The 13,324-nt window shown below is 71.9% G+C and carries 12 protein-coding genes; 3 read left to right on the plus strand and 9 right to left on the minus strand.

What is annotated here, in order from left to right:
- Window positions 1-37: 37 nt before the first annotated feature.
- Genes AC3IPY_RS01400 through AC3IPY_RS01415 form a run of 4 tightly spaced genes read right to left on the minus strand, consistent with a single transcriptional unit; the run spans window position 38 to window position 4,009 of the window.
- Window positions 38-1,162 (minus strand): ABC transporter ATP-binding protein, encoded by a 1,125-nt coding sequence (locus AC3IPY_RS01400; protein WP_489186208.1) that lies wholly within the window; start codon window positions 1,160-1,162, stop codon window positions 38-40.
- On the minus strand, window positions 1,159-1,974 hold the full coding sequence (locus AC3IPY_RS01405) for an ABC transporter permease (protein ID WP_489186209.1): 816 nt from the start codon (window positions 1,972-1,974) through the stop codon (window positions 1,159-1,161). Before AC3IPY_RS01405 ends, AC3IPY_RS01400 begins: the two co-directional genes overlap by 4 nt.
- Window positions 1,971-2,885, minus strand: a complete 915-nt coding sequence (locus tag AC3IPY_RS01410; protein WP_489186210.1) for an ABC transporter permease — start codon at window positions 2,883-2,885, stop codon at window positions 1,971-1,973. Before AC3IPY_RS01410 ends, AC3IPY_RS01405 begins: the two co-directional genes overlap by 4 nt.
- The gene (locus tag AC3IPY_RS01415; RefSeq protein ID WP_489188399.1) at window positions 2,882-4,009 is read right to left on the minus strand and encodes an ABC transporter substrate-binding protein; all 1,128 of its coding nucleotides are present in this window, start codon (window positions 4,007-4,009) and stop codon (window positions 2,882-2,884) included. The genes AC3IPY_RS01410 and AC3IPY_RS01415 overlap by 4 nt, the downstream gene beginning before the upstream one ends.
- Window positions 4,010-4,317: 308 nt before the next feature.
- On the opposite strand from AC3IPY_RS01415, the gene AC3IPY_RS01420 reads away from it, so the two are divergent.
- On the plus strand, window positions 4,318-5,916 hold the full coding sequence (locus AC3IPY_RS01420) for a serine hydrolase (RefSeq protein WP_489186211.1): 1,599 nt from the start codon (window positions 4,318-4,320) through the stop codon (window positions 5,914-5,916).
- A gap of 30 nt (window positions 5,917-5,946) precedes the next feature.
- Here AC3IPY_RS01420 and AC3IPY_RS01425 read toward each other — a convergent pair whose 3' ends face one another.
- The 3 genes from AC3IPY_RS01425 to AC3IPY_RS01435 all read right to left on the minus strand — a co-directional run bounded on the left by AC3IPY_RS01425 (window position 5,947) and on the right by AC3IPY_RS01435 (window position 8,610).
- Window positions 5,947-6,918 carry a serine hydrolase domain-containing protein gene (locus AC3IPY_RS01425; RefSeq protein WP_489186212.1) on the minus strand — a complete coding sequence of 324 codons (972 nt, stop codon included), beginning with the start codon at window positions 6,916-6,918 and terminating at the stop codon, window positions 5,947-5,949.
- A 47-nt stretch (window positions 6,919-6,965) separates the two neighbouring features.
- Complete coding sequence (locus tag AC3IPY_RS01430) at window positions 6,966-7,889, minus strand: 2-hydroxyacid dehydrogenase (RefSeq protein WP_489186213.1); 924 nt, start codon at window positions 7,887-7,889, stop codon at window positions 6,966-6,968.
- A 67-nt stretch (window positions 7,890-7,956) separates the two neighbouring features.
- On the minus strand, window positions 7,957-8,610 hold the full coding sequence (locus tag AC3IPY_RS01435; RefSeq protein ID WP_489186214.1) for a TetR/AcrR family transcriptional regulator: 654 nt from the start codon (window positions 8,608-8,610) through the stop codon (window positions 7,957-7,959).
- Window positions 8,611-8,727: 117 nt separating this feature from the next.
- On the opposite strand from AC3IPY_RS01435, the gene AC3IPY_RS01440 reads away from it, so the two are divergent.
- Complete coding sequence (locus tag AC3IPY_RS01440) at window positions 8,728-9,222, plus strand: pyridoxamine 5'-phosphate oxidase family protein (RefSeq protein ID WP_489186215.1); 495 nt, start codon at window positions 8,728-8,730, stop codon at window positions 9,220-9,222.
- A 33-nt stretch (window positions 9,223-9,255) separates the two neighbouring features.
- Window positions 9,256-9,831, plus strand: a complete 576-nt coding sequence (locus tag AC3IPY_RS01445; RefSeq protein ID WP_489186216.1) for a hypothetical protein — start codon at window positions 9,256-9,258, stop codon at window positions 9,829-9,831.
- Window positions 9,832-9,858: 27 nt separating this feature from the next.
- Here AC3IPY_RS01445 and AC3IPY_RS01450 read toward each other — a convergent pair whose 3' ends face one another.
- Together AC3IPY_RS01450 and AC3IPY_RS01455 are read right to left on the minus strand one after the other, a co-directional pair.
- Window positions 9,859-11,289 (minus strand): rhamnulokinase, encoded by a 1,431-nt coding sequence (locus AC3IPY_RS01450; protein WP_489186217.1) that lies wholly within the window; start codon window positions 11,287-11,289, stop codon window positions 9,859-9,861.
- Complete coding sequence (locus AC3IPY_RS01455) at window positions 11,286-13,322, minus strand: bifunctional aldolase/short-chain dehydrogenase (RefSeq protein WP_489186218.1); 2,037 nt, start codon at window positions 13,320-13,322, stop codon at window positions 11,286-11,288. The genes AC3IPY_RS01450 and AC3IPY_RS01455 overlap by 4 nt, the downstream gene beginning before the upstream one ends.
- Between the last annotated feature and the right edge of the window lie 2 nt (window positions 13,323-13,324).

A 13,324-nucleotide genomic window follows, 5' to 3' on the forward strand; every position in this document is an offset into this window, starting at 1 on the left:
TGGCGTCTCCGGCTCGGGCCAGGCGCTCCCCTCCGGCTCAGGCCGTGGTGGCCGTGGCGGTCTCGACCGCGCGCACCGCGACCGGCACCGGCACGAGCGTCACCCGCACCGCGTCGCCGAACGCGAGTCGGTCGTCGGCGGCGTGCTGCAGTCGCAGCACCGTGCCGTCGGCCGTGGTGACCAGCGTTCGCCGGATGCTGCCGAGGAACGTGCTCTCCTGCACGGTCGCCGCGGTGCCGCCCTCGCCCGTCAACCGCACGTTCTCGGGCCGCAGGAACGCCTCGACGGGGCCGTCGGGCACGTCGCCGAGCACCGGCAGCGACGTGCCGAGCACCTGTGCGACACCGCCCGAGATCCTCGCAGGCACGATCGAGCTGAGCCCGACGAAGGCGGCCACGATCGGCGAGGCCGGCCGCAGGTAGAGCTCTTCGGGCGTGCCCACCTGCTCGATGCCGCCGCGGTCCATCACCGCGATCCGGTCCGAGACCGCGAGCGCCTCCTCCTGGTCGTGCGTGACGAACACCGTCGTGATGCCGAGGCGAAGCTGAATCCGGCGGATCTCGTCGCGCAGCTGCACCCGCACCTTCGCGTCGAGCGCCGACAGCGGCTCGTCGAGGAGCAGCACGCGAGGCTCGGTGACGAGCGCCCTGGCGAGGGCGACGCGCTGCTGCTGCCCGCCCGAGAGCTGGTGCGGGAAGCGATCGGCGAGGTGGGCGAGCCCGACGAGTGCGAGCGCGTCGAGCGCGCGCGCACGGGCCTCTACGCGGGCGACCTTGCGCATCCGCAGCCCGAACAGGGTGTTGCCGAGCACGGTGAGGTGCGGGAACAGCGAGTACGACTGGAAGACCATGCCGAGGTCGCGGTGGTTCGTGGGCACCCGCGAGACGTCTTCGCCGCCGATGCGCACGACACCGCCGGTGGCGGTCTCGAGGCCGGCGAGCACGCGCAGCGCGGTCGTCTTGCCGCAGCCCGACGGGCCGAGCAGCGACACGAACTCTCCGGGTTCCACGGCGAGCGTGAAGTCGTGGAGCACCGGGCCCGAGCCGTAGTCCTTCACGACCCGGTCGAACGCGACGGCCACCCCGGCGCCGCGGCCGGCGAGCACGAGGTTCTGGTCGGTGGGGATGACGGCTGATGCGGCCGATTCGCGGGCGACGGTCATGGGCGGGCCTTTCCGACGGCGCGCGTGCCGGCGCGGCCGATGACGAGGAGCAGCGCGAACGCGAACACGAGCGCGAGGAGGGAGAAGATGACGGCGACGTAGGCGTCCTGCTTGCCGACGACGACGAGCGCGGTCTGCAGGTTCTGGCGGGCGAGGAGGGAGGCGATGGTGTACTCCCCGAGCACCACGGCGACCGAGATGAGGGATGCCGCGAGCAGCCCCGTGCGCAGGTTCGGCGCGAGCACCCGCAGGAGCACCTCGGGCCAGCTCGCGCCGAGCGATCGCGCGGCTTCGGCGAGCGTACGCACGTCGGTCGCGTCGATGGACGCCTGGATCGCACGGTACGCGAACGGCAGCACGGTGATGCCGTAGGCGAGGGCGAGCGACCAGATGCCGGTGCCGAAGGTGCGCCCGATCACCTGGTACACCGGCGCGAGCCCGACCACCACGACGATCGCGGGCACGGAGATCGGCAGCAGCGCGATGAACTCGAGCGGCCGCTGCAGCTTCGGGAAGCGCAGCGTGACGAGGATCATCGTGGGCGCGAGCAGGAGCAGCACGATCGCGATCGTGACGATCGCGAGCACGATCGAGTTGCCGAGGCCCTGCCAGATCGGCGCGTAGCGGGGTGCGTTCGCCGGGTCGAAGAGGCCGGCCCAGTGCACGAACGAGTGTCCTTCGGGTGCGGCCTGGTCGCGCAGGGTGAACTCGATCATCGACACGATCGGAACCAGGAACAGGCCGCCGAGCACGATGCCGATGACCCAGCGGCCCGTGCGGCCCGGCCCGAGGCCGGCGTTCGTCGAGCTCATCGTCGCCACCTCGCGGCCCGACGCTGCACGAGCGAGTACAGCGTCATGACGACCGCCATGATGAGGATCATGCCGAGTGCGAGCACGCCCGCCAGGTTCTCGCGGCCGAGCAGTACCTCGCTCGTGAGCGCCGCGCGGATCTGCAGCGGCACGATCTGCGAGCCCTGGCTCGCGAGGGCGGCCGCGGTCGCGTACGACGAGAAGGCGTTCGCGAAGAGCAGCAGCAGGCTCGCGAGGAACGACGGCGCGAGCACCGGCACGCCGACTCGCAGCCAGAAGCCCGCGCGCGTGCCGCCGAGCGTGAGGTTCGCCTCGAGCCACTGCGGGCGCAGCGCCTGCAGTGCCGGCATGAACGTGATCACCATGAGCGGCACCTGGAAGTAGATGTAGGGGAGGATGAGCCCGCGCACGTCGTAGATCCACGCACCGTCGGCGAAGATGTCGATGCCGAGCGAGTCGCGGAGCCACACGGTGACGAACCCCTGGATGCCGATCGTCGCGATGAACGCGAACGCGAGCATGACGCCGCCGAACTGGGCGAGGACGCCGGAGGCGGCGTCGACCGTGGACCGGATGCGGCTCGACTGGCCGAGCCCGAGCATCGCCCAGCACGCGAGGGCCCCGGCGATCGCGCCGACGATCGCCGTGAGCGCCGACAGCCAGAGCGAGTTGGCGAAGGTCTGCACGACGACCGGGTCGCCGAGCGCGGCGAGGTTGTCGAGGGTGAAGTCGCCGTCGGCGTCGAACAGGCCGCTCCCGACGGCGAGCAGCACCGGCAGTGCGAGGAACAGCAGCACGTATGCCGCGAACGGCACGAGTCCGAACGCCGCGGGAACGGACACCGCAGCGCGGCGACCGGGGACCTGCGTCCCCTGGTCGCCGCGTTCCGGCGCGACGGTCTCGGTCGTCACTGGACCGCGGCCGCCCATTCCTCGCCGAGCAGCTCGCCGGCCTTCGTGCTCTGCTCCTGCGTGGGCACGACGGTGTCCTCGGGGGCGGGAGGCAGCGCGTCCCAGAGCTTCTCATCGATCGTGCCGGCCTCGGCCATCGCCTCGGCCCGCACGGGGCGCGCGCCGCCCTTCAGCCAGAGGTTCTGCGCCTCGTCGCCGTAGAGGAACTCCTGCCAGAGGCGGGCGGCGGCGGGGTGCGGGGCGTCCTTGTTGATCGCCTGGTTGTAGTAGCCGGCGTAGCCGGTGCCCTGGAACACGACGACCGCCCAGTTCGAGTTGTCGGCCTGGTGCGAGGCGTTCAGGTAGTCCCAGTCGAAGACGACGGGGGTCTCACCGGACGCAACGGTCGCGGTCGTGACATCCACCTTCAGCAGGTTGCCGGCGTCCTGCAGGGCGGCGAAGAAGTCGATGCCCGGCTGGAAGTCGTCGAGCGTCCCGTCCGACTGCACGGTCGCCATGCCGACCGCCGCGAACGCGGCGCCCGCCTGCGTCGGGTCGCCGTTGATCGCGACCGAACCCTTGTAGTCGTCGCCGAGCAGGTCGTCGAGGGCCTTCGGCGCGGGGAACTTCGACGAGTCGTAGCCGACCGACATGTATCCGCCGTAGTCGCCGACGTAGAGGCCGGTCGACTCCTTGAGGGCGTCGGGGATGTCGTCCCACGTCTGCACCTTGTACGGCGCGAACACGTCGGTGTTCGCCAACGCGACGGTGAGGCCGAGGTCGAACGTGTCGGGCGCGGTGTCGAGGCCCTCGTTCGTGCGCGCGGCCTCGATCTCCTCGGCGCTCGACGCGTCGGGCGTGATCTCGTTGATCGAGATCTCGGGGTAGGCGGCCGCGAAGGCGTCGAGGACCTCGCCGTAGTTGGCCCAGTCGCGGGGGAGCGCGATGACGTTGAGCGCGCCTTCGGCCTTCGCCGCGGCCTCGAGGTCGGCGAACGTTCCGAAGTCGGCGACGCTGGTGGCGGTCGCGGCGTCGACGGACGAGCCGTCGTCACCGCCGGAGCCGTCGGCGGAGGCGCAACCGCTCAGTGCGAGCGCAGCCGCGCCCACGATGGCGATCGCGGTGAGCGAGCGCGTGCGGGAGATGTGCACAGTGCGGGTGATCTGCACAGGATGGTCCTCTCTCGGTGGACCCGAGGAGGTCGCGCCAGGCGGCACGATGCGTGGCTCCGGGGGTCATTCGGAGCGTAGGAGCGGCCGGTGAACGGATGCCGCGCTGCAGGTGAACGCTCGACGGCGCATGCAGGTCACGACTGCTTCCGATCGCCGACGGGCCGGTCTCGGGACACGACGCCGAGCGGGCGCGGCGCGAGGCGGAGCGCCCCGAACGGGGGCAGACGCGCGGCTCCCTTGCCGATACGCTCGCGGGAGTGTCTCCAAGGGGGAGGGTGCACATGTCTCATCGCCGCGCGCGTTCATCGGTCGCTGCCATCTCGCTCGTCGCGACCGTCGTCGCGCTCGCCGGCTGCGCGCCGGAACCCGACGCGTACGCGCCGCGCGTCTCCGCCGGCGGCCCGCCGCCGGCGGACGCGGTCGAGGTGGCCGAGGGCGGGCTCGACGCCGCGCTCGAGGCGCTGCCGGGGGACATCCGGGCGATCCTCGACGAGTCGGGCGTGCCGGGTGCGGCGGTCGCCGTGATCCGCGGCGAGGAGCTGCTGTACGCCGACGGCTTCGGCGTGCGCGAGCTCGGCGAGGACGCGCCGGTCGACGAGTCCACGGTGTTCCAGATCGCCTCGATGTCCAAGCCGATCGCGGCGACCGTGGTCGCCTCGCAACTCGGCGGCGACCTCGGCTGGGACACGCCGGCCGCGCAGTACCTGCCCGGGTTCGGGCTCGCCGATCCGTGGGTCACCGATCACGTGAGCGTCGGCGACCTCTTCTCGCACCGGTCGGGACTGCCGATGGCGGGCGGCGATTCGCTCGAGGACATCGGGTACGACCGGGGGTACATCCTGGAGCACCTCGACCGGCTTCCGCTCGATCCGTTCCGCACGACGTACCACTATGCGAACTTCGGGCTCACGGCGGGGGCCGAAGCGGTTGCGAACGCCGTCGGCGCCGAGTGGGAGGAGCTGTCGGAGCAGGCCCTGTACGAGCCGCTCGGCATGGATTCGACGAGCTCGCGCTACGAGGACTTCCTCGAAGAGGACAACCGGGCGACCTTGCACGCTCTCGAGGACGGCGAGTTCCAGCCGCTCTACGAGCGCGACGCCGACGCCCAGACCCCCGCGGGCGGCGTCAGCTCGAACGTGCTCGACCTCGCGAAGTGGATGTCGTTGCTGCTCGGCGAGGGCACCTTCTCGGGCGAGGAGCTCGTGCCCGCCGATGAGCTGCTCCCGGCGTTCACCCCCGAGATCGTCTCGGGGCACGCAGGTGCGCCCGATCAGCGGGCGGGGTTCTACGGCTACGGGTTCAACACCGGAACCGATCCGTCGGGTCATACGACCGCCTCGCACTCGGGCGCGTTCTGTCTCGGCGCCGCGACGAACTTCCAGATCGTGCCGAGCCTCGGCCTCGGGGTCGTCGCCCTCACGAACGGCGGGCCGGTCGGCGTGCCGGAGGCGATCGTCAGCACGTTCCTCGACCGGGTGCAGTTCGGCGAGGTGCACCGGGACTGGTTGAGCGACTACGGGCAGGTGTTCGCCCACTACTACGAGCCCGCGGGTGATCTCGCGGGCGAGGAGCAGCCGACGGATGCCGCGGCCCCCGGCCCGCTCGACGGGTACGCGGGCACGTGGACGAACCCGTACTACGGCGATGCGGTCGTCGAGGTGCTGGGCGACTCGCTCGTCGCCGGGCTCGGTCCGGACGGCGCATACGAGCTCGAGCTCGAGCCGTGGAACGGCGACGAGTTCGCCTTCGTGCCGACGGGCGAGAACGCGCCATGGGGGTCGAGGTCCTCGGCGACGTTCACGATCGGCGGCACGACCGGTGCCGACACGATGAACCTGCAGTTCTTCGACGCCGACGGCCTCGGCACCTGGACCCGCTGACGAGCCGGGCGGCCTCGAACCCAGGCCGGCTCAGGCGCCCGCGGCCACCGCGTTGTGCAGTTCGTCGGTGTTCACGTCGTAGCGCCCGAGGCCGCCGCCGACGTTCGTGAGCAGCACGAAGCAGATGCCGAGCGACGGGGTGACCCAGAACTCGGTGCCCGCCCAACCGCCGTGGCCGAACGTGTCGCTCGCGAGCAGCCCGGGCGCCGAGTGCCGCAGGTTCCACGTGAAGCCCCAGTCCTGGCCCCGTGACTCGACGTAAGGCTCGAGCTTCGGCAGGCCGGCCGTGAGCGGGCGGAGCATCGCCTGGGCCGTCACGCGCGAGACGAGCGAGCCGTCGTCGCGCAGCAGCGCGCTGCCGACCGCGAGCAGGTCTTCGGCCCGTGCGAGCAGGCCGGCGCCCGGATGCCGCTGCGCCGCGAACCTCGCGTAGTCGACCCCCTGCTCGGCGGCCTCGATCGGCGCGTGCGGGCTGACCTCGGCGTCGAACGTGAGGCCCGTCGCGCCGACGCGCTCGCCGACCTTCGCCACGGCCTGTTCCCACGGTGCGCCGGAGGCGTGCTCGATGAGCGCGGCGACGCCCTCGAACGCGATCGTCGAGTACCGGCTCGCGGTGCCCGCGGCGAAGTCGCGCCCGGGTTCGAGCAGGCCGCGGCGCAGGCCCTGGGGGTCGTCCATCGCCGGTTCGATGATGCCCGACGTGTGGCTGACGAGGTGGCGCAGCTGCACGACGTCGTCGCGCCCGGCGCCGAACTCGGGCACCGCGTCGGTGAGCGGAGTGTCGGGCCGCAGGCGGCCCTGCTCGATCTGGTGCAGCGCCGCCAGGCCGAGGATCGGCTTCGTGATCGAGAACAGCGGGTAGTGGTCGTCGACGGATGCCTCGCCGAAGGCCTCGAGGGCCACGATGCCCTCACCGGTGGCGATGCCGAGCACGGCCGAGGGCAGCGGCCCCTGCTCGACGTTGCGGCGGGTCCAGTCGAAGGCGTGGTCGAAGTACGGCATGCAGGGGCCTCTCGGGGCAGGGATTCGGGTCGGCGAGGTGTCGGCGCTCAGCTGCGCAGCACGACGTTGCGGGGCTCATCGCCCCGCAGCATCCGCTCGACCTGGTCGCGCACGAGTCGCGCCATGCGCGGCATCATCGCGGTCGAGGCGCCGCCGACGTGCGGCGAGACGAGCACGTTCGGCAGGGCGAAGAGCGGATGCCCCGTGGGCAGCGGTTCGGGCTCGGTGACGTCGAGCGCGAAGCGCAGGCGTCCGCGCGTCGCGTGGTCGAGGATCGCGTCGGTGTCGGCGACCCGGCCGCGGGCGATGTTCACGACGAGTGCGCCGTCGGGCAGCGCGGACAGGAACGCGTCGTCGACCAGGTCGGTCGTGGCATCCGTCAGCGGAACGCCGACGATGACGATCTCGGCGTCGGGCAGCAGGTCGGGCAGCTCGTCGATGCCGTGGATGCGGCCGCGCTCGTCGTCGCGGGCGCGGCTCGCGACGCGTGTGACGGCGACCTCGAACGGCAGCAGTCGCTCCTCGATGGCCTTGCCGACGCCGCCGTAGCCGACGAGCAGCACGCGACGGTCGGCGAGGCTCGCGTGCCGGGCGGGCGCCCACCTGCCCTCACCGGCCGCGCGCACGAAGTCGGGGATGCCGCGCTGCGCCGCGAGCACGAGGGCGAGGGTCAGCTCGGCCGTCGAGGTCTCGTGCACGGATGCCGCGTTCGCGTAGACGTGCCCGGGCGGCAACGCCGCCGCGACGTCGTCGTACCCGATCGACTGCGACTGCACGAGTCGCGTGCTGACGCCCTCGAGCGCGCCGAGCTTCGCGGACGCGCCCATGTACGGCGGCACGACGAGGTCGAGGTGGTCGGCGGGCGCAGGGCCGGTCAGGTCCCACAGCACGACGTCGACCCCGTCGGGGAGGTCGCCGATCGCATCGCGCAGGGTGGCGCCGGGAAGGGACACGAGCAGTCGGTCGGTCATGCTTCGATCCTCTCAGAACGTTGGCCCGCGGCATCCGCCCTCGTCTCTGGCGCCGTCACACGCCCCGTCACGGGAGCTGCTCGACCTGCGCCCGGATGATGCGCTCGGCGGCGTCCATGGTCGCGTCGGGCGGGAGGAGCTCGCCGAAGCCGTGCAGCAGACCGTCGACCGCGAGCGAGGCGATGCCGTGGCTCATCGCGCAGAGCTGCAGGAACGTGCTCTCGACGTCGCCGGTGATGGCGCCCGTGGCGTGCACCTCGACGACGAGCGCGCGGAGGCCCTCGAGCGCGGCGAGCCGGGCGCGATCGAGGGTCTCGTCGCCGTGCGCGATGCTCGGGGTGCGGAACATGGCGTCGAAATGCGCCGGGTTGCGCTGGGCGAAGGCGACGAACTCGAGCGAGTCCTGCACGAGCCGCTCGCGTCCGGGCAGGTGGGCCGCGCGCTCCTGTGCGGTGCAGAGCTCGGCGTCGAGCAGGGCGAGGCCCTCGAGCGCGAGCGCGCGGATCATGCCCGCGCGGCTGCCGAAGAAATGCGTGGGGGCGGCGTGGGAGAGCCCTGCGCGACGGGCGACCTCGCGGAGGCCCACGGCGTTCACGCCCTGCTCGCGGGCGAGCTCGTCCATGGCGCGGAGCAGCGCTGCGCGCCCGGGCGCTCCCGTCGGGGAGGCGGCGGGGCCGGCCGGGGCCGCGTCGATCGGAACGCTCGGAACGGTGTCGGTCATCGTGCTCCCATCGTGCTTCGTGGAACGTCTCCGAACAAGGGCTTGACAATGTAAAGCTCACGCTCGTATCCTCGCTTTACATTGTAAAGCACTGATTTCTCCTGAAAGAGGTTCGACATGGTCGACATCGAGCGCGGCGACGTCTGGAACGCGATCACCGCCGAGAACTTCATGGTCATCGGCATGGTGACCGCGCGCGGCGAGGCGCGCACCGCCGGCGTCATGCACGCGGTGCACGACGAACGGCTCTGGTTCACCACGCATGACGGGGCGTGGAAGGCGCGGCACATCGCGGCGAACCCCTCGGTCGGCGTCACCGTGCCGATCGCCAAGCGCATCCCGTTCGTGCCGTGGGTCAAGATCCCGGCCGCGACCGTCACGTTCTCGGGCGACGCCGAGGTCGTTCCACTTGCCGAGATGCCCGAGCACGTGCGCGACGCGCTCTTGAACGGCCTCGACGTCACCGACGGCGGCGAGCACGGCAGCATCATCGGCATCGCCGTGCGGCCCAGGGGCGACTTCGTCACCTACGGCGTCGGGGTCTCGCTCTCGGCCATGCGCGACACCGAGCAGGCCCAGGGGCGCGTGCGCGCGGCATCCGTTCCAGCCTGACCACGGTGCGCAGCGGCTGCTAGCGTAACGCTCATGGATGACGCGGGGGCTCGATCCAGCTCCGGGGGCGCGCACGATGCGCCCGCCGATCCGAAGGCGAGCGACGATCATCGGGTGCGACCCGAGAACGTGCGGGCCGAAGCCCTGAAGGAACGCGTCTACGCGACGTTCACCGGCCTCGCCATCGTGCTCGTGCAGCTCACGAACGTCGACCACCTCGGCGCAGGGCGGGCGATGATCGAGCTCGCCATCGGCATCCTCGCGATCACGGCCGCGGGCCTGGCGGCCGACGTCATCGCCTTCCTCTCGGTGCACGCCCGATTCCCCGACGGCCACGAGATCCGCGTCATGCTGCGCATCGCCGCGTCGGCGCTCGCCTCCGCGGGCGTTCCCGTGCTGGTGCTCGCGCTCGCCGCCTTCGACGTCATGCGGCTCGAGGCGGCGCTGCGCACCGTCTCGATCGTCTACCTCGTGACGCTCGGCGTGATCGCCTACCTCGGCGTGCGGCGCACGAGGGCCGTGTGGTGGAAGCAGTTGATCGCGCTCGCCTCGCTCATGGCGGTCGGGCTCAGCGTGATCCTGATCCAGCTCATCGCGCACGGGCACTAGGCGGGCCCGGCCTGTCGCGCACGCGCGTCAGCGCACCCGCGGCTCGAACCGGCGGGGTTCGAAGGCCGTCGTGACGAGCGAGCGCAGGTCGTCGAGCGATCCGTGCACGAACCCCTGCGCCCGCGCCTGCACGAGCACGTTGCCGATCGCGGTCGCCTCGACGGGGCCGGCGAGCACGGGCAGTCCCGACCGGTCGGCCGTGCGCCGGCAGAGCAGCGCGTTGAGCGCGCCGCCGCCGACCACGTGGATCGTCGCGACGTCGACGCCCGAGAGCACCGACGCCTGGCGCACGGCTCCGGCGAACGCCTCGGCGAGCGATTCGATGATCGAACGGGCGAACTCGGCCCGCGTCTGCGGTGCGGGCACGCCGTGCTCGGCGCACCACTCCGCGATGCGGCCGGGCAGGTCGCCCGGGGCCATGAAGCGCGGATCGTCGGCGTCGAACACCGCGACGGTGCCGGTCACGGATGCCGCGGCCGAGAGCAGCTCGCCGAGGTCGATCGTCTCGCCGTCCCGTTCCCACCAGCGCACCGACTCCGACAGCAGCCAGAGGCCCATGACGTTGTGCAGGAACCGCACGCGCCCGTCGACGCCGCCCTCGTTCGTGAAGTTCGCCTCGCGCGCGGCATCCGTCGTCACGGGGTGCTCGAGCTCGACGCCCACGAGGCCCCACGTGCCGCACGAGATGTAGGCGGCCGACTCGGCCCGCATCGGCACGGCCACGACCGCCGAGGCGGTGTCGTGCGAGCCGACGGCGACGACCTCGACGCCGTCGGGTGCCCCGAGCTCTGCGGCCACCGACGGGCGCAGCGGTCCGAGCGATTCGCCTGGCGCGACGATCGGGGCGAAGACGGATGCCGGGAGTCCGAGCTGCTCGATGAGCTCGTCGTCCCAATCGCCGGATTGCACCCCGAGCAGGCCCGTGGTCGAGGCGTTCGTGCGCTCGGCGACGCGGCGGCCGGTGAGCTCGAACCCGACGAGGTCGGGCACCAAGAGGAGGGAATCGGCGAGCCCGAGGCATCCGCCCGCCTGCTCGGCGGCGAGCTGATACAGCGTGTTGAACGGCAGGTACTGCAGGCCGTTGCGGCGGTAGAGGTCGGCGAACGGCACGACGCCGTGCACGGTCTCGGCGCCGCGGGCGTTGCGCCCGTCGCGGTAGTGGAACGGCTGTCCGAGCAGGCGGTCCCCGCGCAGCAGCCCGTAGTCGACGGCCCAGGAGTCGACGCCGATCGAGGCGACGGTCGGGTCGCGCCGGAACGCGTCGGCGAGGCCGCGCGTGAGGTCGCGGTAGAGGCCGGTGAAGTCCCAGTGAAGCCCCGACGCGAGCCGCACGGGCCCGTTCGGGAAGCGCGCGACGTGCTCGAGCTCGAGCGTTCCGGCACGCTGGTCGACGCGACCCAGGATGACCCGGCCGCTCGTCGCGCCGAGGTCGACCGCGGCGACCGTGCCCGCGTTCATCGCAGGAACGCCGCCGCGACGCCGGCGTCGACGGGGATGTGCAGCCCGGTGGTGTGGCTGAGCTCGGGACCGGTCAGCACGATCACGGCATTCGCGACGTGCTCGGGGAGCACCTCGCGCTTGAGGATCGTGCGTTGGGCGTAGAACTCGCCGAGCTTGTCCTCCTCGATGCCGTACGTCTTGGCGCGGTTCGCGCCCCAGCCCGAGGCGAAGATGCCGGAGCCGCGCACGACGCCGTCGGGGTTGATGCCGTTGACCTTGATGCCGTATTCGCCGAGCTCGACCGCGAGCAGGCGCACCTGGTGGGCCTGGTCGGCCTTCGTCGCCGAGTACGCGATGTTGTTCGGTCCGGCGAAGACGGAGTTCTTCGAGGAGATGTAGACGATGTCGCCGCCGAGGCCCTGGTCGATGAGCACGCGTGCGGCGGCCTTCGAGACGAGGAACGAGCCCTTGGCCATGACGTCGTGCTGCAGGTCCCAGTCGGCCTCGGTCGTCTCGAGCAGGGGCTTCGAGAGCGAGAGCCCGGCGTTGTTCACGACGAGGTCGAGGCCGCCGAACGCGAGCACCGCCGCATCGATCGCGGCCTGCACCTGCGCGGCATCCGTCACGTTCGCGGCGACGCCGATCGCGACATCCGCCGACCCGAGCTCTGCGGCCGCAGCCTGGGCCTTCGACAGGTCGAGGTCGGCGATGACGACGCAGGCGCCCTCGGCCGCGAGGCGGGTCGCGATGGCCTTGCCGATGCCCGAGGCGGCACCGGTCACGAGCGCGATGCGGCCCGCGTGCGGCTTCGGCTTCGGCATGCGCTGGAGCTTGGCCTCTTCAAGGGCCCAGTACTCGATCGCGAACTTCTCGGCGTCGCTGATGGGGGAGTACGTCGAGAGCGCCTCGGCACCGCGCATGACATTGATCGCGTTGACGTAGAACTCGCCGGCCACGCGCGCGGTCTGCTTGTTCGCGCCGTAGCTGAACATGCCGACGCCCGGGATGAGCACGATGAGCGGGTCGGCGCCGCGGATGGCGGGGCTCTCGGCGGTCGCGTGCGCGTCGTAGTACGCCTGGTAGTCGGCGCGGTACGCCTCGTGCAGCTCCTGCAGGCGGGCGACGGATGCCTCGATCGAGGCGTCGGCCGGCAGGTCGAGCAGCATCGGCTTGACCTTGGTGCGCAGGAAGTGGTCGGGGCAGCTCGTGCCGAGCGCGGCGAGCGCACCCGACTTCGACCGCGAGAGGAAGTCGAGCACCTCGGGCGCGTCGGTGAAGTGGCCGACCATCGGCCGGTCGTGCGAGGCGAGCCCGCGCACGGTCGCGGCGAGGGCGGCCGCCTTCGCGCGGCGCTCGGATGCCTCGAGCGGTTCGAAGCCGTCGACGACCGCGCCGAACGGCTCGGCCGCGCCGTGCTCGGCGATGTACGCGGCGGCGGTGTCGATGATCCAGAGCGAGTTCGCCTCGGTCTCCTCCGACGTGTCGCCCCACGCGGTGATGCCGTGCCCGCCGAGGATGCAGCCGATCGCGTCGGGGTTCGCCGCCTTGATCGCGGCGATGTCGAGCCCGAGCTGGAAGCCGGGGCGACGCCACGGCACCCACACCACCTTCTCTCCGAAGATGCGACCGGTCAGCTCCTCGCCGTCGGCCGCCGTCGCGATCGCGATGCCGGAGTCGGGGTGCAGGTGGTCGACATGCGCCGCGTCGACGAGCCCGTGCATGGCCGTGTCGATCGACGGCGCCGCGCCGCCCTTGCCGTGCAGCGTGTAGTCGAAGGCCGCGACCATCTCGTCTTCACGCTCGAGGCCGGGGTACACGTCGACGAGCGCGCGCAGGCGGTCGAGGCGCAGCACCGCGAGGCCCGGCTCGGTGAGCGTGCCGAGGTCGCCGCCCGAGCCCTTGACCCACATGAGCTCGACGGGCTCGCCCGTGACCGGGTCGGTCTCGGTGCCCTTGGCCGAGGTGTTGCCGCCGGCGTAGTTCGTGTTCTTCGGATCGGCGCCGAGGCGGTTCGACCGCGCGATGAGGTCTGCTGCTGCCTGGTTCGTCATGC

The organism is Agromyces sp. GL_144 (assembly GCF_057834305.1).